This window comes from Vibrio sp. V43_P6S15P86 (genome assembly GCF_009904725.1).
GTDB lineage: Bacteria > Pseudomonadota > Gammaproteobacteria > Enterobacterales > Vibrionaceae > Vibrio > Vibrio diabolicus.
Window position 1 is genome coordinate 1 of the sequence record NZ_WXWT01000358.1, and the last position, 25,127, is coordinate 25,127.

Genomic DNA, 25,127 nt, shown 5'->3' on the forward strand with positions numbered 1-25,127 from the left:
ATTTTTTGTGGCCTGTAAAATCACAAACTTATTGTTGGAAGCGATAAGTTTCACATTCTTATCGCCAAACAGCCGTTTTAGTTTTGCGTCGTAACCAAGATGACGATTTCCAATCACCAGTAACTTACCACCTTCACTTAATACTTGCTTTGCATCACAGAACATTTGCCAAGCAATATGATCGGTGATGGCCTGCTGTTGGTGAAAGGGTGGGTTACACATAATCATAGAGCAGCTGTTGTGTTTAAAACCGTCCAAACAATTGTTTGCAACACACTGTATGTCTCTATTTTCACCAAGGTTATCTAGCAGGTTCTGCTTCGCGGACTCAAGCGCCATAAAGCTTTCATCAACACATGTTAATCGAGCATTCGGATTCAGCTGACCAAACTTCACAGACAGAACACCATTACCGCAACCGAGATCGATAACATTATCTACCAATGGATCTTGAGGTAGGTGCTGCAGCATAAAACGCGCACCTAAATCTAAGCTTTCTCCTGAATAGACATTTGGCATGTTCTTGAGTTCGATATCTTCGCCATCAACGCGCCAAGTCGTGAAAGGGCTTACTTCAATTGTTGGATCAACCGTTGCTTGAGCAAATACCAATCGGTGCTTTTTCCAGGCCAGAGAGGTTTTTGTCTCACCCAAATATTTTTCAAACAGTTTTAGCGTTGAAGTATGAATGTCTTTCGCTTTATTAACTGCCATGATGGGGCAGGATGCAGGCAGTGCTTTTCTTAACTGACTGAGTATCCAAACGAGGTGACGGTTACTTTTTGGCAGTTGCAGCAATACGAGATCAGTATTGGAAGGTACGGGATCCATCGTGGTTGCAAACGCTACCTTATTGCACTGGTTTTGCTCAAGGTTCTGCTGCACACCCTTATGAGAAATGAATGAATCACTCATTAGCGTTACATGGTGCTTTTCTGAAAACCAGCAGGAGAGGGCACCAAAGCTGTCATTAATCACGAGGATGTTTTGATTGTCTGGCAAAGCAAGTTCTTCAACATGATTAATAAGATACTCATCACCGGCATCCCACGCTTGTAGAGTTTCATTGCTGCGTTTTGGGAAACGATGAAGTGTTAAGCTTCGCTCGTGAATATTCAGTTCGGTTTTCATAGCTAAATGTAAGTTGATTTAGAAATTAAGTGTTATTGTCGCAAATGATGACGTGTCGAGATACAAAAAGCTGTCAAATTTTACGTGTTCAGTGGTGGTCGCTCTCTAGGCATGTTCATAGCGTCAAGCGCTTTGAAATCAGTTGAACGTAAAATGCATCAATAATGAGAGTGATGTTTGAGTGATACACGTCTGCTTTACTTAGGTATATACTTATGGAATTCGCATCAATGAGGAACGAATATGATCCAAGAAATCATAGAGAAGAAACTACACAGTGAGCTGCAACCAAGCTATCTCAAAGTGATTAATGAGAGCTACATGCATAATGTGCCACCAGGCTCGGAGAGTCACTTCAAAGTGATTGTTGTGAGTGATTCGTTCGCGGGACAGCGTTTGATTGGACGCCATCGCCAAGTTCATCAAATTTTGGCAGATGAGCTAGATAACCACATTCATGCACTAGCTATTCATACATACACTGATGAAGAGTGGAAGCGTGAACAAGATGGCGCTCCTGATAGCCCTATGTGTATGGGTGGCGGTCACTAAAGACGCAAAATATAAAGGTGCAGAGAAAAGGTGGCCAAGGCCATCTTTTTTCGTTTTACATTCTTTAGGGGCATTGATGTGGCACAAATTCTGGTTAAAAAATGTGTTAACAGTGTTTCAACAAATGAATGGAAATTGCAGGATATTTCAGGCGATGAATATGATTTTTCCATAAGATATGTATGGAATATGGCATTTGTGCGATCGGTCAAAGTTATGACTATTCTTTGACCTTTTAGACCTGATTCTACCGAAATAACCCCTCTATTCTAATGATTGGTCATGGCATCAAGTTCCTAAAAAATGCTAGACTACGGCACCTGATAAATCTCGCGTATTCCTTGTGACGAGATTTTTAATAGGATGTTGCGATTTTGATGTTTAAAACAACATCAAAACCGGACACTGATGTCGTGTCTAAAAGTTACGCAATCAAAAGAATCTTTTTCCCGATAAAAGTAGTGCAAGTGCGTATGATTACAATAAAGAAGGGCTTGGATCTTCCTATCGCAGGAACTCCATCCCAGGTGATTAATGATGGTAAGACCATCAAAAAAGTCGCCTTGCTTGGCGAAGAGTACGTTGGCATGCGTCCTACCATGCATGTCCGCGTTGGTGATGAAGTGAAAAAAGCGCAAGTTCTTTTTGAAGATAAAAAGAACCCTGGCGTGAAATTTACTGCACCAGCAGCCGGTAAAGTGATCGAAGTTAACCGTGGCGCTAAACGTGTCCTTCAATCTGTAGTGATTGAAGTGGCAGGTGAAGAGCAGGTGACATTTGATAAGTTCGAAGCCGCTCAACTTTCAGGTCTAGATCGTGAAGTGATCAAGACTCAGTTGGTTGACTCTGGCCTATGGACCGCTTTACGTACTCGTCCGTTTAGCAAGGTTCCTGCAATCGAGTCTTCTACTAAGGCTATTTTCGTAACTGCAATGGATACTAATCCACTAGCAGCTAAGCCTGAGTTGATCATTAATGAGCAACAAGAAGCATTCATTGCTGGTCTAGACATTCTTTCAGCCCTGACAGAAGGCAAGGTTTACGTATGTAAATCTGGCACTAGTTTGCCACGCTCTTCACAGTCTAACGTAGAAGAACACGTCTTCGATGGCCCTCACCCAGCAGGTCTTGCTGGCACCCACATGCATTTCCTATACCCAGTGAATGCAGAAAATGTGGCATGGAGCATCAACTACCAAGACGTTATCGCGTTCGGTAAGCTGTTCCTAACTGGTGAGCTATACACAGATCGTGTTGTGTCTCTAGCTGGTCCAGTTGTGAATAACCCTCGTCTAGTTCGTACCGTAATCGGTGCAAGCTTGGATGACCTAACAGATAATGAGCTGATGCCTGGCGAAGTTCGTGTGATTTCTGGTTCTGTACTGACAGGTACACATGCAACTGGTCCACACGCATATCTTGGCCGTTACCATCAACAGGTTTCTGTATTACGTGAAGGCCGTGAGAAAGAACTATTTGGCTGGGCAATGCCTGGTAAGAATAAGTTCTCGGTAACTCGCTCTTTCCTTGGTCACGTATTCAAAGGTCAGTTGTTCAATATGACAACGACGACCAATGGTAGTGATCGTTCAATGGTTCCAATTGGCAACTACGAACGCGTAATGCCTCTAGATATGGAGCCTACTCTGCTGCTTCGTGATCTATGTGCAGGTGATACAGACAGTGCTCAAGCACTGGGTGCGCTTGAACTGGATGAAGAAGATCTAGCATTGTGTACCTTTGTATGTCCAGGTAAGTACGAGTACGGTACGTTACTTCGTGAATGCCTAGATACTATCGAGAAGGAAGGGTAATTTTCATGGCTCTTAAAAAGTTTCTTGAAGACATCGAGCATCATTTTGAGCCTGGTGGTAAACACGAAAAATGGTTTGCCCTGTACGAAGCTGTAGCAACAGTTTTTTACACTCCAGGTATCGTAACAAATAAAAGCTCGCACGTTCGTGATAGCGTTGACCTAAAACGTATCATGATCATGGTTTGGTTTGCGGTATTCCCAGCAATGTTCTGGGGTATGTACAACGCAGGTGGCCAAGCTATTGCAGCGCTTAACCACATGTACGCTGGTGATCAACTAGCGACAGTTATCTCTGGTAACTGGCACTACTGGCTAACTGAAATGCTGGGCGGAACGATTGCCGCTGATGCAGGGGTTGGCAGTAAGATGCTACTAGGTGCGACCTACTTCCTACCTATCTACGCAACAGTATTCCTTGTTGGTGGTTTCTGGGAAGTGCTTTTCTGTATGGTGCGTAAGCACGAAGTAAACGAAGGCTTCTTTGTTACTTCTATCTTGTTCGCACTTATCGTTCCACCAACGCTACCTCTATGGCAAGCGGCACTGGGTATCACATTTGGTGTTGTTGTTGCGAAGGAGATCTTCGGTGGTACAGGTCGTAACTTCCTTAACCCTGCACTTGCAGGTCGTGCATTCCTATTCTTCGCTTACCCAGCGCAAATCTCGGGTGACGTAGTATGGACTGCAGCTGACGGCTTCTCTGGTGCAACTGCTCTTAGCCAATGGGCTCAAGGTGGTAACGGTGCTCTAGTTAACACAGTAACTGGTTCTCCTATCACTTGGATGGACGCTTTCATCGGTAACATCCCTGGCTCTATTGGTGAAGTATCGACTCTAGCTCTAATGATCGGTGCAGCGATGATCGTTTACATGCGAATCGCTTCATGGCGCATTATTGCGGGCGTAATGATCGGTATGATTGCAGTATCGACTCTGTTTAACGTGATCGGTTCTGACACTAACCCAATGTTCAACATGCCATGGCACTGGCACCTAGTTCTAGGTGGTTTTGCATTCGGTATGTTCTTCATGGCAACGGACCCAGTATCAGCGTCATTTACTAACAAAGGTAAATGGTGGTACGGCATCCTGATTGGTGCAATGTGTGTGATGATCCGCGTAGTTAACCCGGCGTACCCAGAAGGTATGATGCTGGCGATTCTATTTGCGAACCTATTCGCACCTCTGTTCGACCATGTAGTGATTGAGAAGAACATCAAGCGGAGACTAGCACGCTATGGCAAGTAATAACGACAGCATTAAAAAGACGCTGGGTGTTGTTATCGGGTTGAGCCTTGTTTGTTCAATCATCGTATCAACAGCAGCAGTAGGTCTGCGTGATAAGCAAAAAGCTAACGCTGTCCTAGATAAGCAATCAAAGATCGTTGAAGTTGCAGGCATTGACGCGAACGGTAAGAAAGTACCAGAGCTATTTGCTGAGTACATCGAACCTCGTCTGGTAGACCTTGAAACAGGTAACTTTACTGAGGGTAATGCATCTACGTACGATCAGCGTGAAGCATCAAAAGATGCAGAACGTTCAATCGCATTGACACCAGAAGAAGACGTCGCTGATATCCGTCGTCGTGCGAATACAGCAGTGGTGTACTTAGTAAAAGACCAAGATGAAGTCCAAAAAGTTATCTTGCCTATGCACGGTAAAGGACTATGGTCGATGATGTATGCCTTTGTAGCCGTTGAAACTGATGGTAACACTGTGTCTGCTATTACTTACTACGAGCAAGGTGAAACTCCTGGACTTGGTGGTGAAGTAGAGAACCCTTCATGGCGCGATCAATTCATTGGCAAGAAATTGTACAATGAAGATCATCAGCCAGCGATTAAGGTCGTGAAAGGCGGCGCACCGCAAGGTTCTGAGCACGGTGTTGATGGCCTATCAGGAGCAACGCTCACTAGTAATGGTGTTCAACACACATTTGACTTCTGGTTAGGTGACAAGGGCTTTGGTCCTTTCCTAGCAAAAGTTCGTGACGGAGAACTTAACTAATGTCTAGTGCACAAAACGTTAAAAAGAGCATTTTAGCGCCAGTATTGGATAACAACCCAATCGCGCTACAAGTTCTTGGTGTATGTTCTGCTCTTGCAGTAACAACTAAACTAGAAACAGCTTTTGTAATGACGCTAGCGGTAACATTTGTAACTGCGCTGTCTAACTTCTCTGTTTCATTGATCCGTAACCACATTCCTAACAGTGTGCGTATCATCGTTCAGATGGCAATTATCGCATCGCTAGTAATCGTGGTAGACCAGGTGCTAAAAGCTTACCTATACGATATCTCTAAACAGCTATCTGTATTCGTTGGTCTGATTATCACTAACTGTATCGTAATGGGTCGTGCTGAAGCATTCGCAATGAAGTCTGCGCCAGTACCATCTCTTATTGACGGTATTGGTAACGGTCTAGGTTACGGTTTCGTTCTTATCACTGTAGGTTTCTTCCGTGAGCTATTTGGCTCAGGCAAGCTATTTGGCCTAGAAGTTCTACCTCTAGTGAGCAACGGTGGTTGGTACCAGCCTAACGGCCTAATGCTACTAGCACCATCAGCATTCTTCCTAATCGGCTTCCTTATCTGGGTAATCCGTATTCTGAAACCAGAACAAGTAGAAGCGAAGGAGTAAGGACGTCATGGAACATTACATTAGTCTGTTAGTTAAATCGATTTTCATCGAAAACATGGCTCTGTCTTTCTTCCTAGGTATGTGTACTTTCCTTGCCGTATCTAAGAAGGTTAAGACCTCTTTCGGCCTAGGTGTTGCAGTTGTGGTAGTACTGACTATCGCTGTTCCTGTGAACAACCTAGTATACAACCTAGTTCTGAGAGAGAACGCGTTAGTTGAGGGCGTGGACCTTAGCTTCCTAAACTTCATCACCTTTATCGGTGTAATTGCAGCACTTGTACAGATTCTAGAGATGGTTCTAGACCGTTTCTTCCCACCTTTGTACAACGCGCTAGGCATCTTCCTACCGCTGATCACAGTAAACTGTGCAATCTTCGGTGGTGTATCTTTCATGGTACAACGTGACTACAACTTTGCTGAATCTATCGTTTACGGTTTCGGCTCTGGTGTGGGCTGGATGCTGGCAATCGTTGCTCTTGCAGGTATCCGTGAGAAGATGAAGTACTCTGACGTACCTCCAGGTCTACGTGGTCTTGGTATCACATTTATCACTGTAGGTCTTATGGCGTTAGGCTTTATGTCTTTCTCTGGTGTTCAACTGTAAGTCGGGTAAACCGCAACAATTAAGGAATAGTCAATGGACATTATTCTTGGTGTAGTGATGTTTACTCTGATCGTACTTGCACTAGTACTAGTGATTCTTTTCGCTAAGTCTAAGCTTGTACCAACAGGTGACATTACAATTTCTGTGAACGATGACCCTTCTCTGGCGATCGTTACACAACCAGGTGGTAAGCTACTGAGTGCTCTAGCCGGTGCTGGCGTATTCGTATCTTCTGCTTGTGGTGGCGGTGGCTCATGTGGTCAGTGTCGCGTAAAAGTTAAATCAGGTGGTGGCGACATCCTACCAACCGAGCTTGACCATATTACTAAAGGTGAAGCGCGTGAAGGTGAGCGTCTAGCGTGTCAGGTTGCTATGAAAACTGACATGGACATCGAGCTTCCTGAAGAAATCTTCGGCGTTAAGAAGTGGGAATGTACCGTTATCTCTAACGATAACAAAGCGACATTCATCAAAGAGCTTAAGCTACAAATTCCAGATGGCGAATCAGTACCTTTCCGTGCTGGTGGTTACATCCAGATTGAAGCACCTGCTCACCACGTGAAATACGCAGACTACGATATTCCTGAGGAATACCGTGAAGACTGGGAGAAGTTCAACCTTTTCCGTTACGAGTCTAAAGTTAACGAAGAGACAATCCGTGCATACTCAATGGCTAACTACCCAGAAGAGCACGGTATCATCATGCTTAACGTTCGTATCGCAACTCCGCCGCCGAACAACCCAGACGTACCACCAGGCATCATGTCTTCGTACATCTGGTCTCTAAAAGAAGGCGACAAGTGTACTATTTCTGGTCCATTTGGTGAGTTCTTTGCGAAAGATACAGATGCAGAAATGGTATTCGTTGGTGGTGGTGCTGGTATGGCTCCGATGCGCTCACACATCTTCGACCAACTTAAGCGTCTGCACTCTAAGCGTAAGATGTCTTTCTGGTACGGCGCACGTTCTAAGCGTGAAATGTTCTACGTAGAAGACTTCGATATGCTACAAGCTGAGAATGACAACTTCGTATGGCACTGTGCACTGTCTGATCCACTTCCAGAAGATAACTGGGATGGTTACACTGGCTTTATTCACAACGTTCTTTACGAGAACTACCTACGTGATCACGAAGCGCCAGAAGACTGTGAATACTACATGTGTGGTCCACCTATGATGAACGCGGCTGTTATCGGCATGCTAAAAGATCTAGGTGTAGAGGATGAAAACATCCTACTAGATGACTTCGGTGGTTAATCCCTCCAAGTGATTGAATCTATGGCTAGCTCTCTAAGAGCTAGCCATTATTTTTTGTAGAAGTAAAAATAATATTCAACAGTTGATATAGGTAATTGGATTTAAGTAATCGGTCCCATTCCCCATATCAATTCAACAACATTGGGAGTTAACAAGTGAAAACGTGGCTTGTTGCATTCGCTTCTCTATTGATTTTGGCTGGCTGTGAGCAGCCAGCAGATCAAATTCATCTAAGTGGCCCTACCATGGGGACTTCTTATAACATCAAATATATCGAGCAAGATGGTATTCCAACGCCAAAAGCGATGCAGACGGAAATTGATCGCTTATTGGAAGAGGTTAATGACCAAATGTCGACCTACCGTGATGATTCAGAGTTAAGTCGTTTTAACCAGCATCAAACGAGTGAGCCATTTACTGTATCGACACAAACAGCAACCGTAGTGAAAGAAGCGATTCGTCTCAACGGTCTTACTTTAGGTGCGTTGGATGTGACAGTCGGTCCTTTAGTTAACCTGTGGGGCTTTGGCCCAGAAGCTCGCCCTGATGTCGTTCCTACAGATGAAGAGCTAGCGGCACGCAAAGCTAATACTGGCATTCATCATCTATCTGTTGATGGCAATAAATTGTCCAAAGACATTCCTAACTTGTATGTCGATTTATCAACTATTGCTAAAGGTTGGGGGGTTGACGTGGTTGCTGACTACCTTCAATCTGAAGGGGTTCATAACTTCATGGTAGAAGTGGGCGGCGAAATGCGCCTCAAAGGCGTGAATCGTGAAGGCGTGCCGTGGCGCATTGCGATTGAAAAGCCGACTATTGATGAGCGTTCAATTCAAGAAATTATTGAGCCAGGGGACATGGCAATTGCAACAAGTGGTGACTATCGTAATTACTTTGAGAGTAATGGTGTGAGATACTCTCATATTATTAATCCAAGAACAGGCAAACCTATTCATCATAAAGTGGTGTCTGTAACGGTATTAGATAAATCGTCGATGACTGCTGATGGTCTTGCAACTGGTCTTATGGTGCTAGGTGAAGACAAAGGCATGGCAATTGCGAACGAAAATAATATTCCTGTTTTCATGATTGTGAAGACGGAAAATGGTTTTAAAGAGCTGGCTTCGGAAGCATACAAGCCGTTCATGAAGAAATAACAACAGAAGTGAGCATGTTCTTATGAGTACATTTCTAATTACGTTTGCAGTTTTTGTTGCGGTAATCGCAGCGATGGCTGTTGGCTACATCTTCCAGAAGAAAGTAGTGAAGGGTAGCTGTGGCGGTCTTGGTGCAGTAGGTATTGAGAAGGTATGTAACTGTCCAGAACCATGTGACGCGCGTAAGAAACGTGAAGCACGTGAAGCGGCGCGAGCTGAGAAATTGGCTGCATGGGAAAAAGATCGAATTGCTTAAGTATCGGTCATCCAAAGAGTAATACAAAATAACCCAGCTTTAGCTGGGTTTTTTTATATTTCTCGCTCTACTTCTCTGAGAGTTTATACTTTGCTTGCTACGTTTAATCTAGGATGGCCGGAGGCTTAAGTCGGTGCAGACTTCACAGCCACGTCATTTCCCTTTAATCACCGTACTTAACTGTTATTTGGTTATATACTCAAACTAAAGCGCGTTAACTTAGGAGGAAATATGGAAATGCATCAACACGGTATGGCTGAATTGTTTCAACAATTAGGCCTCGGCAGCTCTCCTCAAGAGATAAAGGACTTTATTAACGAACATCGACACAAAAGAGCTTCAGCCCCTTTGCATGAAGCCAGCTTTTGGACAAGTTCGCAGGCCACATTTCTCAAACAAGCCATTGAAGAAGACGCAGACTGGGCAGAGTTGGTCGATCAGCTTGATGTGATGTTACGAGATTAAAGCACGTTTACAAACTCTCATTTCTATCAAGGCAGATTTAATTTATACTGTTTTTTTGAACAGTATTTGATGGCTATGTCAGACCGAATTAGAAAAATCATTCACGTCGATATGGATTGTTTTTATGCTGCCGTTGAGATGAGAGATAATCCTAGTTACCGTGGCATTGCACTCGCCGTTGGCGGTCATGAAAAACAGCGTGGCGTGATTAGCACCTGTAATTATGAGGCGCGCAAATATGGCGTTCGTAGTGCAATGTCAACGGCGCGAGCATTGCAACTCTGCCCCCATTTACTAGTCGTTCCCGGTCGAATGCACGTGTACAAACAAGTCTCTCAGCAGATTCGTGCTATTTTTGAGCGTTATACGCCTATCATTGAACCTCTATCATTAGATGAAGCATACCTCGATGTTACGGACTCGACAGCTTGTCGTGGCTCCGCAACGTTGATCGCGGAGTCTATTCGACGCGACATATGGAATGAGCTTGGGCTGACGGCATCGGCGGGCATTGCACCGATTAAGTTCCTTGCCAAAGTCGCCTCTGATATGAATAAACCCAACGGTCAGTTTGTTATCCCGCCAGATAAGGTCCAGGAAGTTATCGATACACTTCCGCTGGAAAAAATTCCTGGTGTTGGGAAGGTGAGTCTTGAGAAGCTACATCAAGCGGGCTTTTATCGATGTGAGGATATTAAAAACAGCGACTATCGTGAATTGCTGAGACAGTTTGGTCGTCAGGGGGCCTCTTTATGGCAGCGTAGCCATGGAATTGATAATCGAGAAGTCGTCGTTGAGCGCGAGAGAAAATCCGTCGGTGTGGAACGGACATTCAGCCAGAATATCTCGAGCTACGATGAATGTTGGCAAGTGATCGAGGATAAACTTTATCCTGAACTCGAGAAACGCTTAGAGCGTGCAAGCCCAGATAAATCGATTATTAAACAAGGTATTAAAGTTAAATTTGCCGACTTTCAACTGACAACAATTGAGCATATCCATCCGCAATTAGAGCTTGAGGACTTCAAGATCTTGCTAAGAGATATTCTTAAGCGCCAAAACGGACGGGAAATACGCCTTTTAGGCTTGAACGTGATGCTCAAGCCCGAGAACCAAGCGCGCCAATTGAGCTTTTTCTAGGCTCTTACTGCTTCTACCTGAGCTAATACTTGTTCAAAGCTTGTGTTGGCCATCGCACCATAACCCGCCAGTTTTGAAGCTTTTAGCTGGCTAATTAAAGGGGTACTAATTCCACACAAGAAGCGGGCGACAGCATCATTGCTGATAGCTGAAGGGGAGAGCTGAATAAATTCCTGCACCCACATAGCTACTTGAGGTGGCTCAATATCCTCACCTTGTGGTGTTGGGAACGAGGCGACTTGACGACGACACACGGAGCAGTGACCACATTGCTCTGGTGCATTGTGGTCAGCAAAGTAGTTCGCCAATTGTGAGCTCAAACAGTGCTCTGACTGGAACAAGCGCAGCATGGTGTGAATTCTTTCGATATCTTTGCTTTCTTTGGATTGGAACAGTTCATACAGTTGTTGGATTAAAACATCAGAACTTTGTGTGGTTGGCAAAACAGAGTACACGTCGGTCAGTTGTTTGCTCTCTAGCTCTATCCAACCATTCTGGTGAAAATAGTCGAGGGCTGCGACAACTCGGCTGCGTTCCGATTGATAGTTCATCCATAACGCTTCTAGGTCAACTTGGCACCACACTTTGGCTTTTTGCGAGCAGGAGAAAATAGCCTCCACGAATTGACGTCGCTCGCCTTGAAATTGATTCACAATAAATTGCTGATCGTGCAAAAACTTAAAGCGATATTCCGCAAAGTAACTGTATTTTGCTTCAATGAGTTTATGTAGCTCCAAATAAACCAACAAGGTTTTGAGTGGCAATTGGCGGATATTACTTTCACGCGATAAACGCAGTGGCACTACCTCCCATTGTGGAGCATGTTCTTTCGCTTGCTCGACTACATAGTTAATCGAGGTTAGTTCAGGTGTGTCACCATAGACAAAGTTTTCCAACACCGTTAAGCCGGACGTATTGCCCAGCAGAATGCACTCAGAACGTTGCCCGTCCCTGCCTGCACGTCCAATCTCTTGTGCGTAGTTCTCGATCGATTTGGGTAAGTTGAAGTGAATGACGCGGCGGATATCAGATTTATCGACCCCCATACCAAATGCAATCGTGGCAACAATACAGTCAATTTGGCTATCCATGAACTGCTGTTGGATTTGTTCACGGATGTCGCTTTTCATACCTGCATGGTACGCGTGAGCATTAATGCCAATATGGATTAGTGATTTTGCTACTTGCTCTGCTGTCTGCTGTTGTGTCACGTATACGATAGTTGGAAGCTTAGGAGAAGAGGCGATGATTTCACTTAGCTTTTCTTGTTTCGTTGCTTCCTTGCACGGGATCACCGAGATATCCAGATTGGGGCGGTAGAAGCCTGTAACGGTAATATGTTCACTGGCAATATCGAACTTTTGTTTCATGTCTTCAATAACTGCGGGCGTTGCTGTTGCAGTGAGAAGCAAAGATTGTGGAATGTTCAGTTCACGTTGATATTGCGGTAGCTTGAGATAATCAGGGCGAAAGTTATGTCCCCATTCTGAAATACAGTGCGCTTCATCAACCACCATCAAAGAGAGCGGTACTTGGCGAATGAACTCACGAAAACGCTCGTTCTTTAGGCGCTCAACAGAAATCATCAATATTTTGATCTGTCCATTTTTTACCCCTGCAATGACGCGTTGTGACTCTTCTCTGCTTTGACTGCTATCGATAGAAGCGGCCGGGATCCCTTTACTTTGCAAAAAGTTCAGCTGATCTTTCATTAGCGCCAACAACGGCGAGATCACCAACGTAAGATTGGGCAATACGGTTGCTGGCAATTGGTAACAGAGAGACTTACCCGAACCTGTAGGAAAGATGGCCGCAGCAGAGTAACCATTCATAACAGCTTCAATAACAGGTTGTTGACCTTGGCGTAATGAGTCAAAACCAAATACGGATTGAAGTGTTTGATGCAGCGAGTCGCTTTGCATAATAGGGAAACCTTTCTTTGATGGTAAACTTAGGTACATTAACACACCCTGAGTGCCAAACGCGCGTCCTAAAAGTATGAACAAAGCTGACTTAGTCCAAATTATCATCCAACATCTGGAAGAAAAACTTCAAGTGGCCCATGCATCTGCTCAGCGAGCCATTGATGCCGCGACAGATGAAGAAACTGTTCCCGAGCATAAGTACGATACGTTAGCACTTGAAGCCGCGTATCTTGCTCATGGACAAGCCATGCGAATCCAAGAGAGTGAAGACGAGCTGCGTCAATATCGCGCTCTAGTGACTCGCGACTTTAAAGGCGCACCTGTTGGTGTAGGTGCTTACGTCATTCTCGCAGATGAGAATTTGCTTGCAAAACACTTCTTTGTAGGCCCTTGTTCTGGTGGTCTGACTGTTAAACATCAGGCTCAGGAAGTCTTTGTCTTAACAGCAAAATCTCCTCTTGGTCGAGCGTTATTCGGGAAAGAAGAAGGCGATGAGATTGATGTGAAAATAGGAGAAAAAACAACTTGTTACGAAGTCGTGACGGTTTGCTGACATCTCATGTATCACTCAGTGTTATGTTTAACACGAGTAATGTTAAATAAAAGAGAATGACATGAAAAAGCTTTTTACACTCTCATTGCTGATGGTCAGTGCTACTGGTTATGCAGCGCAGTGTCGTGTGGACATCAATAATGAAGTCCGTATGGATGGGCAAAGCTTGGAAATTCGCCAAACGACAGGTGACAAAGCGGTTGTGGATGAAGATAACAACCTTTTCATCAAAGGTGAGCTAATTGAACTCAATGCCGACCAAAAAGCGGCAATTGAAGACTATCGCGAAAAAATGAACGCGTATATTCCACAAGCAAAGCAATTGGCGAGTGATGGTTTAGCGCTTGCGAATGATATTATTGATGATGTTGCGGAAAGCCTCGATGCACCTGATGCGTTTGATAATGTAAAAGTCGCAGTAAAGGACTTTTTCGCTGATGTTGAATCACGTTACTACAAAGATGGTGATTTCATCCTGCCGGCGGAGAGTTTTGAGTCTATGACACAAGGGTGGACTGAAGACTTTGCAAAAGCACAAGAGATCTTCAATAAAGAGTTTTTAGCCAGTTCGTTGGATGCTTTATCGAGAAAAATGAAGGAAGAGGGAGGGATAAACCTCACTGCATTATCAGAGAGTATGGCTGAACTCAGCGCGAAAGTAGAAGAGCGTTTAGCTGAGCATTCGAAAGAGGTAGAGCAACAAGCAGAAGACTTGTGTGACTCGTTGGATGACATGGCAGGGCAAGAAGACGATTTGTTGAAGAAAATCCCTGAGCTAAAAGATTACCGAGTATTTACGATTTAATTACCCTTCAAAAAGTAGAACTCAATGGTATAAAGAAAGAGAGCACAATTGTGCTCTCTTTTCGTTTTTACTTACTTGAACAAGTAATGAAAGCAAGACGATATTTCCGTTTTACCCGCTTGTTCTTTGATAGTTTATTGCGCGTTCATCTCGGTGAGCTTATCGCCGACAGGTTTTGAGAAATTAAAACCATCATACTGATCCCAGTTGATAGACCACGTCATTACCCCTGCATAATTCGGGTAATTGAACGCTGGCTTAACGGTGCCGCATGAAGTGCCTTTGGTTAAACAATCTAGTGCTCTGATAATATTCTGTGTTGGAGCCTGCCCTGAATTTGCTGAGCTAGGACCTGAAGGTAAGCCGATTGCGACTTGATCATCACGTAGTGGTGCAAACTGAGTGCCGTCGGCCAATTCAAAGCCTTCGATAAGCATTTTAGATTGCGCTACCATCATATCCACAGAGCCTTCTGGTGCACTGCCTGGCAGATATGGGTTTGGCAAACCACCGTTGTTATATAGCTGGACGTGAAGCAGGTCGAGCGTGCTGCGTGTCTCATTAATCACAGGAATGTAAGCTCCCCAAATACCGCTGTAAGCCACATAGCCGCCTTGAACATAAGGATGCTCAGGTGCCATGGTTAGGTACATATCGCCACCCATGTTTTGCTCTATTTGAAGCAAAGCACGACCAAGGCGAGCTTGAATTTGCGAGCCATGAACCAAGTTAGATCCACTCTCTAAATCCACATCAAGACCATCAAAGCCCCACTCAGCGATAAGACCTGTTAGGCTAGAGACAAAGTTGGCTTCGTCTTGATCGGTATTCAACGTAATCGTGCCTTCTGCGCCGCCAAGAGAGAGAACAAACTTCTTACCTTTAGCTTGAAGCGCTGCCATGTCTTGTTTGAACTGTGCTGGGTCGAGCGCTGGACAATCGCTGTAAATATCGCCTGAATATAGATTAAAGTGCACGGTACCATCACTGTTGCGGTCATTTTCGGCAAAGGCAATATCAATCACATCCCACGCATCAGCCATATCCGCTAGACGAATTGGACAGCCAGCCCCATTTACAAAATTGTGCCAGTAACCGATGAGTTTATGACGTTTCTCTGCTTGCTCAACCACCGTTATTGCTGCTGCGTCAGACAATGTATTGCTTCCTGACAAATCCACAGCTTGGGCGCTAACTGTAAAGTTACCAAGTGCAGTTGGTGTCCAGCTGGCTGTGTAAGGTGCCGTGGTATCGGTTGCAACAATAGAGCCGTTGATCATGAAATCAACGTGTTTAATGCCTGAGGTTAAAGACGTTGCATTGGCACTTAATGCGAGGTTTTTGCCTAAGCCGACGGTTTGACCGCTACTTGGTGAAGTCAGTGAGACGACCAAATCTTTATCGCTGACTTCCACACCAACCAAGGACTCTGACGTGTTGTTATCATTATCGGTTGCGACGGCTTTAAGCTGGTTAGCGCCAATAAGTGTGGCGTTCCAAGTAACGGAATATGGTGCTTGAGTGGTGACCCCTAAGCTGGTGTTGTTCGCAAAAAACTCAACTTGCGTGACTGTGCCATCAGCATCGCTTGCGTTAGCCGTGATTTCGTTATTGCTGCCAGCGAGCACGACTTGTCCATCCGTTGGTGCCGTAATGGTAACTTGCGGTGGCGTCGAACAAGCACCTAGGCCACTCCAAGCATCTTGCCAGTATAGCCCTTCACCTGGTTCGTAAGCCCATGTCGCATCCGAGGAACACCAACCCGCAACGTCACAACGATATTTTTGGTTGAGGTGAGAAACTAGGTCGCCAACTTGATAACTCGTGCCCGCCGTGTAAGGCGCTGCATCTGCACATCCGCCCGTCCCTGTTTCTGAATTACTAACAACAAGCGTTACTTCTTGGCTCATGGTTGCGAGGTTTGTGTCATCAGTCGCTTGTGCTTTAAACGAATGTGTACCAGCACTCGCGGTCCATTGATATTCGTAAGGTACGCTGGTATCAATCGCGACGGATTGATTGTTCACGAAGAACTCAACTTGTGTGACCACACCATCAATATCATCAGCTTGAGCGGCTACGGTTAGGTTATCGCCTACATTAAGCACTTCTGTGCCTACTGGGCTTGTCAATGAAATGCTTGGTGGCGGTAATTCGACTTGTGGTTGAACTTGGATAGAAATCGTCGTGGTGGTAACGGCTCCCTCATTATCGGTCGCAATTGCGGTCAATTGCGAGACACCTTCAATAGCGGTCCAAGATGCTTCGAATGGTGCTTGAGTTACCACAGCAACCGTTTGGTTGCCTGCAACAAACTCAACTTGTGCGATTTGGCCATCTTCGTCGGCTGCGTTGGCTAGCAAGGTGATCGCACTGCCTTCGGGAATTTGTGCGTTGTTTGTTGGAGAGGAGAATGACACTGTTGGCTCTAGGTTGTTGCTTCCACCATCACATTGCCCTAACGCTTTCCATGCCTCCCAAGCCCCTGAATTGGTAACAGGGTCATTGCCTTGCGTCCAATACGCTGCCTCGTAAGCGGCTCCTTGCGTTTTTACTAAAGTGCCCGATGTATAAGTCGCAGTGCTGTCCCAGTCGGGTAGGCTTTGGCAGTTATAGGCTTGAGCTTGGTAGCTGACGCTGAGTGCTGCAACCATCGCTCCGTGAAGTAGAGTGACCTTCATTTTCCTCTCCTTGAGTCATGGGTATAAATGAGAACAGAGTAATAACTAGCTGATAAATAGACATAAGGGGGAAAAAGCGAAGCACAATATTCTGCTTTTCGACACAGTATCACGAGGAACTATTCGTTCCTTACACCAAAGCTCATTATTTTTCGGCTCACTTCACGATGGGAGAATCACAAATTCTAGGCGTGTGAAAAAGACAAAAGTCGCCAGGTCTTAGAATGATGAATGTGAGATGTACGTTAAAATTTACAAGCTGAATGACTGTGAATTGTTTCAACTGTCGAGTATTTAACCGGAGTGCTCTTGTTGAATAGTGAATATTGCTATAGTGTACTAGTTAGCTAGTTCAATGATATTTTGTGTGAGTAGTATGACACAGCAAACCTCTTCTCAGCCTCGTGAGCATTTTGGCTCTCGTCTCGGATTCATCTTAGCAGCCGCAGGTGCCGCAGTTGGCCTTGGCAATATTTGGGGCTTTCCAACCCAAGCTGCCAGTAATGGCGGCGGTGCTTTCCTGTTGGTTTATTTGGTGATGATTCTTATCGTCGCATTTCCTATGCTGGTGGTTGAAATGGCGATTGGTCGTCATGGTCAAGCCAACCCGGTGGATAGTATGCGTTCGCTTACCAATCATCCGGTAGGTAAAAAGCTCGGCGGTATTGTGGGCTGGATTGGTTTAAGCGTACCAAGCGCTGTTTTAGCGTTTTACTCTATTGTCGGTGGTTGGTTGATCTGCTTTTTACTGGGTGCAATCACAGATCTAATGGGGTTAGAAGCTGCAACTCAATGGCTAAAGGGCTTTAGCGTTGAACGTAACTTGTTCGGAGCCATTACTTTTTATGTGCTAACGATTCTCATCGTACAAGGTGGCGTAAAACAAGGTATTGAGAAGTGGTCCACACGTTTGATGCCAGCATTGTTTGTTTTGTTTGCTCTACTGTTTGCTTACATCATGACGCAAAACGGTGCGATGGAAGGGCTAAAGCATTACTTGGTACCGGATTTCGAAAAGGTATGGGACCGCAAGTTGATTCTTGCTGCAATGGGGCAGGGCTTCTTCTCGCTTACGATCGGTGGCTGTTCAATGCTGATTTATGGCTCTTACTTGAGTAAGAAAGAGAACCTACCAAAGATGGCGATGAACGTGACCATGGTAGATACTGCCGTTGCTTTCATTGCAGGGTTAGTGGTGATGCCAGCGATGTTTGTTGCGATGCAAAAAGGCGTTCAAATCTATGCTGAAGATGGCTCTCTATTAAGCTCTGATACGTTGGTATTTACCGTATTGCCGTTGATGTTTGATAGCTTAGGTTTGCTTGGTCAATTGTTCTCTATTGTGTTCTTTTTATTGCTGACGATTGCGGCGCTAACGTCTTCCATTTCAATGTTAGAGTGTCCAGTGGCGTTAGTGAGTGAGCGTTTCAACACCAAGCGTAGCGCAACGAGCTGGGTTTTAGGTGGTCTCATCGCCTTGTTCAGTGTGGTGATTGTTTATAACTTTGGCGCTCTGTTTGGTATGGTCGCGACGGTTGCTACTCAGTATCTACAACCAACCGCTGCGCTCTTATTCTGCTTATTTGGTGGTTGGGTATGGAATCGCAACTCAAAAATCAAAGAGCTTGAGCAAGGTTGCCCGGAGTTTACGCAAGGTTGGTTTGGTAAGTTATGGCCAGCGTATGTGAAGTTTGTATGTCCAATTCTTGTGGCTACGGTCATCTGGGCTTCATTCGGCTAATCGAAACGTCTATTGGACAAAAGAGAAGGGCTTGATGAGTGATCATCAAGCCCTTTTTCATGTTGGTTATTCCCCGTTTCAGTTACCCGCGGTGATTGGATTGCTGCGGGTTAACGGAATTGTCCTGCTTCTGGAAGAAAGTCAAAACCAGCAGAAGCCAGTTTTGCTTCTAGTGCTGTGCGATCGATATCGAAGAAAGCTACCAGTTTATCTAAGTCACCACCGAAGTCGTCGCGTAGCTTCATATTTACAATGCTCATGAGCATGACAGGATCCATGGATTCAAAGTTCGCTAGATTCATTACTTATCCTCAAAATCTGAAATCAGTAGGTTTGCCGCAGCAAATGCCGCTTTTTCACGCACTTCTTTAGGCAGAGACTCATCCGCCGCAACATCGTTCAGCGCTTTAACAGCACATGAAATTGCCTGAGGAATGTAAGCTTGATCGCCACTACCAATTTGAGCATAAAGCTCACGAACCAGTTCACAACAGCCGTATACTTGCATGTTTTCTTTCCACTAAATGATAACTTATCTCAATATACACACAGCAGATTTGAAACTCAAAGTGCAGAGTTGTTTTGGCTCAAGTTGAGGAGTTGCTTGAGCGAGATTTAATCACTGCACTTGTACTTCTAACTGCTGAGTGACTTCTGGTGAAAGCTGAAGCTGTTTTGCCAGTTCTTGCAAATACGCTTTTTCCATGAAGTTTTGCTCATCAGCAACAATCAAAGACGCGAGATAAATTTCTGACGCTTGTTGAGGAGAGGTCGCCTGATTAGCAATTTCAGCAGGATCGAGCGGTTTGTTTAGTTCTTGCTGAACGAGTTGACGTACGTGCTCATCTGCGCCCATATCCGCGAGGGCTTGCTTGATGCGGGCCATTTCCTCTTCATCGACATGGCCATCGGCTTTTGCGGCTCCAATCATTGCTTTTAAAATTAGTACACTGTGTTTGCTGTCATCGGGGTCAAAGGTCTCATGAACACCTTGACCGGACTGTTTGGCTTGCCAGTCGTTATAAACTTTGTAGGCTAATGCTCCAAGCGCAGCTGCGCCACCGACTTTTAATGCGCTTGACCCTATTTTCTTGGTCATTTTTTTACTTTTCTTCGAGCCCATCAGCATACTGATAAGGCCTCCGCCAACGGCACCTGCTCCTAGCGTTTTCAGGCTACTTGAGTTTGATGAGGATTTGATGTTGTTAGTTTGTTTACCTAACGCATCAGCTCCTTGCTTGAGTAAGTCTGATTTGAGTGCTTGGTTTAGAAGACTTTTTAAATCCATAACTGACCTCCTTTAGATGATGAAATCAGTTTAATAGCAAGAAGCTGAACCAAAGATTAACAAAGTGAATAGATCTAAAGGGGAGTAGTAAGGTTGCCCAGTAATAAAAAAGGGCTGACCGAAGCCAACCCTTTCTAATTATTTTGAAATTACTTCAAATGCGAACTCGTAGAGCGCTTACTTTAGTTGAGCTTTTACGTGCTCGATAATATCAGTCATTGCGACTGGCGTTTTCTCACCAGTAGCACGGTTCTTGTATTCGAAGTTGCCTTCTTTCATTGAGCGGTCACCGATAATAATGGTATGCGGTACACCAATAAGCTCCATGTCAGAGAACATTACGCCTGGGCGTTCTTTACGGTCGTCAAATAGGACTTCGATGCCCATTGCCGTTAGCTCAGCGTACAACTTCTCAGCGGCTTCTTTTACTTCTTCTGACTTGTGCATGTTCATTGGAACGATCGCAACCTGGAATGGTGCGATTGCATCTGGCCAGATGATGCCGTATTTGTCATGGTTTTGCTCAATAGCAGCCGCTACGACGCGAGTGATACCGATGCCGTAACAGCCCATTTCTAGGATGACGTTCTTACCATCAGGACCAAGTACACCACAGTTCATCGCTGCGGAGTAAGCGTTGCCAAGTTGGAAGATATGGCCAACTTCGATACCACGCTTAAGCTGGATAGTGCCTTTACCACATGGGCTTGGATCGCCTTCAACCACGTTGCGTAGGTCTTCAACTTGACCAAGCTCTGCGTCACGACCCCAGTTAATGCCGAAGTAGTGTTTGCCATCGATGTTCGCGCCCGCACCGAAGTCGCTCATTACCGCTACGCTGCGGTCAACAATGAACGGCAGTTTAAGGCCAACAGGGCCTAGTGAACCAGGGCCTGCACCGATAAGCTCACGAATTTCTTCTTCAGATGCCATTTCCAGTGGAGCTGCAACCTGAGGAAGGTTCTCTGCTTTCACTTCGTTCAGCTCATGATCGCCACGAATGATAAGCGCGATGATTGGTGCATCAACTTCGTCAGACGCTTTCACAAACAAAGTTTTCACTGTTTTTTCAATTGGCAGCTCGAACTGTTCAACCAATTCAGCGATTGTTTTTGCGTTTGGCGTATTTACCAACGTCATTTCTTGCGTTGGTGCCGCTGCTTCAGAGGCTGGAGCTAGTGCTTCTGCTTTTTCGATGTTTGCCGCGTAATCTGACTCGGTAGAGAATGCGATGATGTCTTCGCCACTTTCAGCCAATACGTGGAACTCTTGAGAGCCGCTACCACCGATAGCACCGCTATCTGCTAGTACAGGACGGTAATCCAGACCCATGCGATCGAATGCTTTGCAGTAAGCGTCGTGCATTGCGTCGTATGACTTTTGTAGGCCATCTTTATCAATGTCAAAGCTGTACGCATCCATCATTGAGAATTCACGTGAACGCATTACACCGAAGCGTGGACGACGTTCATCACGGAATTTGGTTTGGATTTGGTACAGGTTTAGCGGAAGCTGTTTGTAAGAGCTCACTTCATTGCGAACAAGGCTAGTGATCACTTCTTCAGCGGTTGGGCTAAGTACAAACGGACGAACATGACGGTCAGTAAAGCGAAGTAGCTCAGGACCCATCTTTTCGCTGCGGCCTGTCTCTTCCCATAGTTCAAACGGCTGAACAACGGGCATCAAAGTTTCGACTGCACCTGCATTGTCGATTTCTTGACGAACGATGTTTTCGACTTTACGCAGTACACGTAGACCAGTAGGTAGCCAGGTGTATAGACCTGAAGCCAGCTTACGGATCATACCTGCACGTAGCATGAGCTGGTGGCTCACTACTTCTGCGTCGTTTGGAGTCTCCTTCAGAGTAGAAAGAAGATAATTACTGGTACGCATTAAATTTATCCGTTTATTTAAGTTAGATACTCAAGCTTGAATAAGCTGGAGTATGGGAGTTCCCGAAAGGGAAATTTATTAGCCGTCTATAATATCAGCCAATTGCGTTTGTCAAAAGCTTTCAATAGCGGTAACCGTTATTAAGTTGCTTGTTGCTGTGAACTTTACGTTCAAGTCGAACAAATTTACCGCATATTCTTTGTCGTCCGGCTTGTTTTTCTTGTATGCAGGACGAGGATCTTGGGCCAGAACTTGTTCAATGACTGATCTTACATAGTCAGTATCGGATCGATTTTCTATCGTTGCTAATGCTTGAGCAGAAAAGGTGACTTGTGACTTTTCTGGTTCTTGGTCTGCGTATCCGCCTTGTGCTTCTGAAATAGAATCCGAATAGGGGATATAAGGCTTAATATCTACAATCGGTGTCCCATCAACGAGATCAACGCTGCCTAAATCAAGATAGATTTGATCGCCTTGCTTAGTGACTCCTTTCACTTCAACGGCTGACATTCCGATTCCGTTTGGGCGGAAAGTCGAGCGTGAGGCAAAGACACCTATTCGTTCATTGCCGCCTAGTCGTGGTGGACGGACGGTTGGCTTCCAACCTGCTTCCAGATTTTGATCAAACAAAAATAACAGCCAAACGTGAGAGAACTGTTCTAGCCCACGCACTGCTTCAGGGCTATTCGCTGCGCCTAACAGTTTTACGCGTGCTTTCGCTGTTGGTACTAAGCGAGGCTGGCGCGGTACTGCAAACTTTTCTTTGTACGGTGTCTCAATGACACCGATGGGTTCAATGGAATACATGGTGGACATCTTTAAGAATTCATTGAGATGAAAAGTATCACAAATTTCTCTTGCTTTTCTTGTTGATAATGATTATTAATTAAAACGTTATAACATAACATTTTAATTAAGAGGAAAAGTATTATGAAACCAGGAATCCACCCTGAATATCGTCCAGTGGTGTTCCACGACACCAGCGTAGATGAATACTTCGTTGTTGGTTCTACGTTGAAAACAGAGAGAACCATCGAATGGAAAGATGGCAAAACCTACCCTTACTTTACGTTAGATGTGTCGTCAGCATCCCATCCGTACTACACCGGTAAACAGCGAGTGGTTCAAACAGAAGGTCGTATTGCGAACTTCAACCGTCGTTTTGGTCAATTTAAGAGCGAAAAGGAATAAATCATGAAGGTAGTAAAATCATTAAAAAGTGCAAAAAGTCGTCATCCGGATTGCCAGATCGTAAAACGAAGAGGGCGTCTATATGTCATTTGTAAGGCGAATCCGAGGTTTAAAGCAGTGCAGAAGTAATCGTTCTGCATATTTCTGGCTTATGGTTTTGTTTAATTGATAATTTTGACCTAACTGTTTTACATGGATGAAATATCTACGTTTTTGTTTATTATTGGTTATAAAACTCTCTAATGGTCACAGTTTGTAACATTTAGGGCTTTTCTTTAACCTTCTACTCAAGTACCCTTCGCTCGCTTTTTTGACATTTTTGTCACATTTGCACAGGAATAAAAACAAGGAGGGAACAGATGAGTTCATCTGATTCAATTAAACAAAACTCGCCTAAGAAGCCGCTGTTTACGCGCTTTTTGGATACTGTCGAATATTTGGGGAACTTATTACCTCACCCGATCACACTATTTGCCATTTTCTGTTTAGCCATTCTGGTGATGTCGGGCATTGCAGGATACTTCGAAGTTTCCGTTGTAGACCCTCGTCCTGAGGGCGCAAAAGGTCGTGCCGCAGATGGCATGATTCATGTCGTCAGCTTACTTAACGCTGATGGACTCGAACTTATCGTTACCAATTTAGTGAAAAACTTTGTTGGCTTTGCACCTTTAGGCACGGTTTTGGTTGCGATGTTGGGTGTTGCTATTGCTGAATACTCAGGCTTGCTATCTGCAGCAATGCGTGGCTTGGTCATGGGCGCATCTCAACGCATGGTAACAGTGACTGTTGTTTTCGCTGGTATCATTTCAAATACGGCATCAGAGCTGGGGTATGTGGTACTTATTCCACTGGCAGCAATGCTGTTCCATTCTCTAGGTCGTCACCCACTTGCAGGCCTTGCTGCGGCATTCGCTGGTGTATCTGGTGGTTATTCAGCAAACCTACTTATCGGTACGGTTGACCCGCTACTGTCAGGTATTACTGAAACTGCAGCGCAAATGATTGACCCAACTTACACTGTTGGTCCAGAAGTTAACTGGTACTTCATGTTTGTTTCGACGTTCTTCATTGCAATCACTGGTGCGTTTGTTACTGAAAAAATTGTTGAGCCAAAGCTTGGCAAATACAGTGAAGAAGAAGCCTCAGAAGATTTGTCGAACGACAAAATGGGCGGCTTAACAGACATTGAGAAGAAAGGTCTAAAACTAGCAGGTGTTGCTGTACTGGTTGTTTCCGCGTTGCTTGCTTGGACGGTTGTTCCAGCTGACGGCATCTTACGTTCTGATGCAGGTACAATTGCAGGTTCTCCATTCCTGAAAAGTATCGTGGCATTCATCTTTGTGTTCTTTGCTATCCCAGGCTTTGTGTTTGGTAAAGTTGTTGGCACGATGAAGACGGATCGCGATGTAATTGATGCAATGGCGAAATCTATGTCTTCTATGGGCATGTACATTGTATTAGTTTTCTTTGCTGCTCAGTTTGTTGCTTTCTTTAAATGGACTAACTTCGGTCAGGTATTCGCGGTTGCTGGCGCTAGCTTCCTGCAAGAAATTGGCTTAACTGGCCCAATGTTGTTCTTTGCCTTCATCCTCATGTGTGGCTTTATCAACCTAATGATTGGTTCGGCATCGGCACAGTGGGCAGTAACGGCTCCGATTTTTGTTCCTATGTTGATGCTTGTTGGTTATGCACCGGAAACGATTCAGGCTGCTTACCGAATTGGTGACTCGACGACAAACATCATTACTCCAATGATGAGCTACTTTGGTTTGATTCTTGCCGTAGCGACTCGTTACATGAAGAACTTAGGTATCGGTACGCTGATCGCGACCATGCTACCTTACTCAATCTGCTTCATTGTAGGTTGGAGTGTGCTGTTCTACCTATGGGTATTCGTATTTGGTTTACCAGTAGGCCCTGGCGCAGCAACATACTACACACCGTAGAAAACGGTTACCTCACACAGCTCCATTATAAAAAGCCTGCGAACGTCGCAGGCTTTTTTATCGATTGAGACTGTGTACGCAGG

25 protein-coding genes are annotated in these 25,127 nt (G+C 44.9%); 17 read left to right on the plus strand and 8 right to left on the minus strand.

Annotated features, from left to right (window positions below):
- A partial coding sequence (locus CAG69_RS16055; RefSeq protein WP_161445125.1) for a methyltransferase occupies positions 1–1,131 on the minus strand: 1,131 nt, incomplete at its 3' end.
- A gap of 243 nt (positions 1,132–1,374) precedes the next feature.
- On the opposite strand from CAG69_RS16055, the gene bolA reads away from it, so the two are divergent.
- From bolA to dinB, 11 genes are all read left to right on the plus strand, one after another.
- Positions 1,375–1,683 carry a transcriptional regulator BolA gene (gene bolA, locus CAG69_RS16060; protein ID WP_005380262.1) on the plus strand — a complete coding sequence of 103 codons (309 nt, stop codon included), beginning with the start codon at positions 1,375–1,377 and terminating at the stop codon, positions 1,681–1,683.
- Positions 1,684–2,156: 473 nt separating this feature from the next.
- Positions 2,157–3,497, plus strand: a complete 1,341-nt coding sequence (locus CAG69_RS16065) for a Na(+)-translocating NADH-quinone reductase subunit A (RefSeq protein WP_041853022.1) — start codon at positions 2,157–2,159, stop codon at positions 3,495–3,497.
- 5 nt (positions 3,498–3,502) lie between these two features.
- Positions 3,503–4,747 carry an NADH:ubiquinone reductase (Na(+)-transporting) subunit B gene (locus tag CAG69_RS16070; RefSeq protein ID WP_006742551.1) on the plus strand — a complete coding sequence of 415 codons (1,245 nt, stop codon included), beginning with the start codon at positions 3,503–3,505 and terminating at the stop codon, positions 4,745–4,747.
- Positions 4,737–5,507, plus strand: a complete 771-nt coding sequence (locus tag CAG69_RS16075; RefSeq protein WP_006742550.1) for a Na(+)-translocating NADH-quinone reductase subunit C — start codon at positions 4,737–4,739, stop codon at positions 5,505–5,507. Before CAG69_RS16070 ends, CAG69_RS16075 begins: the two co-directional genes overlap by 11 nt.
- The gene (locus tag CAG69_RS16080) at positions 5,507–6,139 is read left to right on the plus strand and encodes an NADH:ubiquinone reductase (Na(+)-transporting) subunit D (protein ID WP_005380269.1); all 633 of its coding nucleotides are present in this window, start codon (positions 5,507–5,509) and stop codon (positions 6,137–6,139) included. The genes CAG69_RS16075 and CAG69_RS16080 overlap by 1 nt, the downstream gene beginning before the upstream one ends.
- Before the next feature lie 7 nt (positions 6,140–6,146).
- Positions 6,147–6,743: an NADH:ubiquinone reductase (Na(+)-transporting) subunit E gene (gene nqrE, locus CAG69_RS16085; RefSeq protein ID WP_005380270.1), complete on the plus strand. Its 597-nt coding sequence runs from the start codon at positions 6,147–6,149 to the stop codon at positions 6,741–6,743.
- Positions 6,744–6,776: 33 nt separating this feature from the next.
- The gene (nqrF, locus tag CAG69_RS16090) at positions 6,777–8,000 is read left to right on the plus strand and encodes an NADH:ubiquinone reductase (Na(+)-transporting) subunit F (RefSeq protein WP_005380271.1); all 1,224 of its coding nucleotides are present in this window, start codon (positions 6,777–6,779) and stop codon (positions 7,998–8,000) included.
- Positions 8,001–8,155: 155 nt separating this feature from the next.
- Positions 8,156–9,160 carry an FAD:protein FMN transferase gene (locus CAG69_RS16095; protein ID WP_047008896.1) on the plus strand — a complete coding sequence of 335 codons (1,005 nt, stop codon included), beginning with the start codon at positions 8,156–8,158 and terminating at the stop codon, positions 9,158–9,160.
- 22 nt (positions 9,161–9,182) lie between these two features.
- Entirely contained in the window at positions 9,183–9,416 is a 234-nt protein-coding gene (gene nqrM, locus CAG69_RS16100) for a (Na+)-NQR maturation NqrM (RefSeq protein WP_005436655.1), read from the plus strand.
- 231 nt (positions 9,417–9,647) lie between these two features.
- Positions 9,648–9,881, plus strand: coding sequence for a DUF2789 domain-containing protein (locus CAG69_RS16105; protein ID WP_012841486.1), 234 nt, complete (start codon positions 9,648–9,650; stop codon positions 9,879–9,881).
- 75 nt (positions 9,882–9,956) lie between these two features.
- Positions 9,957–11,021, plus strand: coding sequence for a DNA polymerase IV (dinB, locus tag CAG69_RS16110; protein ID WP_161445166.1), 1,065 nt, complete (start codon positions 9,957–9,959; stop codon positions 11,019–11,021).
- On the opposite strand, the gene CAG69_RS16115 is transcribed toward dinB, so the two are convergent.
- Positions 11,018–12,943, minus strand: coding sequence for a RecQ family ATP-dependent DNA helicase (locus CAG69_RS16115; protein WP_161445168.1), 1,926 nt, complete (start codon positions 12,941–12,943; stop codon positions 11,018–11,020). The two genes, dinB and CAG69_RS16115, sit on opposite strands and share 4 nt — an antisense overlap.
- Positions 12,944–13,019: 76 nt before the next feature.
- Between CAG69_RS16115 and CAG69_RS16120 the strand changes: the two genes are divergently transcribed.
- Positions 13,020–13,499 carry a GreA/GreB family elongation factor gene (locus CAG69_RS16120; RefSeq protein ID WP_161445127.1) on the plus strand — a complete coding sequence of 160 codons (480 nt, stop codon included), beginning with the start codon at positions 13,020–13,022 and terminating at the stop codon, positions 13,497–13,499.
- A gap of 61 nt (positions 13,500–13,560) precedes the next feature.
- The gene (locus CAG69_RS16125; protein ID WP_161445129.1) at positions 13,561–14,304 is read left to right on the plus strand and encodes a YggN family protein; all 744 of its coding nucleotides are present in this window, start codon (positions 13,561–13,563) and stop codon (positions 14,302–14,304) included.
- Between the two features lie 134 nt (positions 14,305–14,438).
- Here CAG69_RS16125 and CAG69_RS16130 read toward each other — a convergent pair whose 3' ends face one another.
- Positions 14,439–16,985 (minus strand): Ig-like domain-containing protein, encoded by a 2,547-nt coding sequence (locus CAG69_RS16130; protein WP_161445131.1) that lies wholly within the window; start codon positions 16,983–16,985, stop codon positions 14,439–14,441.
- Between the two features lie 376 nt (positions 16,986–17,361).
- On the opposite strand from CAG69_RS16130, the gene CAG69_RS16135 reads away from it, so the two are divergent.
- Positions 17,362–18,726, plus strand: a complete 1,365-nt coding sequence (locus CAG69_RS16135; RefSeq protein WP_046874979.1) for a sodium-dependent transporter — start codon at positions 17,362–17,364, stop codon at positions 18,724–18,726.
- A 110-nt stretch (positions 18,727–18,836) separates the two neighbouring features.
- Here the strand turns inward: CAG69_RS16135 and CAG69_RS16140 are convergent, their stop codons facing one another.
- The 5 genes from CAG69_RS16140 to tsaA form a co-directional block, all read right to left on the minus strand.
- The gene (locus tag CAG69_RS16140; RefSeq protein WP_012841490.1) at positions 18,837–19,028 is read right to left on the minus strand and encodes a DUF4250 domain-containing protein; all 192 of its coding nucleotides are present in this window, start codon (positions 19,026–19,028) and stop codon (positions 18,837–18,839) included.
- Positions 19,028–19,234, minus strand: a complete 207-nt coding sequence (locus tag CAG69_RS16145; RefSeq protein ID WP_005391765.1) for a YaeP family protein — start codon at positions 19,232–19,234, stop codon at positions 19,028–19,030. Before CAG69_RS16145 ends, CAG69_RS16140 begins: the two co-directional genes overlap by 1 nt.
- A 111-nt stretch (positions 19,235–19,345) precedes the next feature.
- A complete protein-coding gene (locus CAG69_RS16150; protein WP_161445133.1) occupies positions 19,346–20,014 on the minus strand; it encodes a tellurite resistance TerB family protein in 669 nt (222 codons plus the stop codon).
- A 177-nt stretch (positions 20,015–20,191) separates the two neighbouring features.
- On the minus strand, positions 20,192–21,907 hold the full coding sequence (locus tag CAG69_RS16155) for a proline--tRNA ligase (RefSeq protein WP_161445135.1): 1,716 nt from the start codon (positions 21,905–21,907) through the stop codon (positions 20,192–20,194).
- A 111-nt stretch (positions 21,908–22,018) separates the two neighbouring features.
- Positions 22,019–22,714: a tRNA (N6-threonylcarbamoyladenosine(37)-N6)-methyltransferase TrmO gene (gene tsaA, locus CAG69_RS16160; RefSeq protein WP_161445137.1), complete on the minus strand. Its 696-nt coding sequence runs from the start codon at positions 22,712–22,714 to the stop codon at positions 22,019–22,021.
- A gap of 123 nt (positions 22,715–22,837) precedes the next feature.
- Between tsaA and CAG69_RS16165 the strand changes: the two genes are divergently transcribed.
- From CAG69_RS16165 to CAG69_RS16175, 3 genes are all read left to right on the plus strand, one after another.
- A complete protein-coding gene (locus CAG69_RS16165) occupies positions 22,838–23,098 on the plus strand; it encodes a type B 50S ribosomal protein L31 (protein ID WP_012841491.1) in 261 nt (86 codons plus the stop codon).
- Between the two features lie 3 nt (positions 23,099–23,101).
- Positions 23,102–23,227: a type B 50S ribosomal protein L36 gene (ykgO, locus tag CAG69_RS16170; RefSeq protein ID WP_009844388.1), complete on the plus strand. Its 126-nt coding sequence runs from the start codon at positions 23,102–23,104 to the stop codon at positions 23,225–23,227.
- Between the two features lie 230 nt (positions 23,228–23,457).
- Complete coding sequence (locus CAG69_RS16175) at positions 23,458–25,044, plus strand: AbgT family transporter (protein WP_006742541.1); 1,587 nt, start codon at positions 23,458–23,460, stop codon at positions 25,042–25,044.
- Positions 25,045–25,127: the final 83 nt, after the last annotated feature.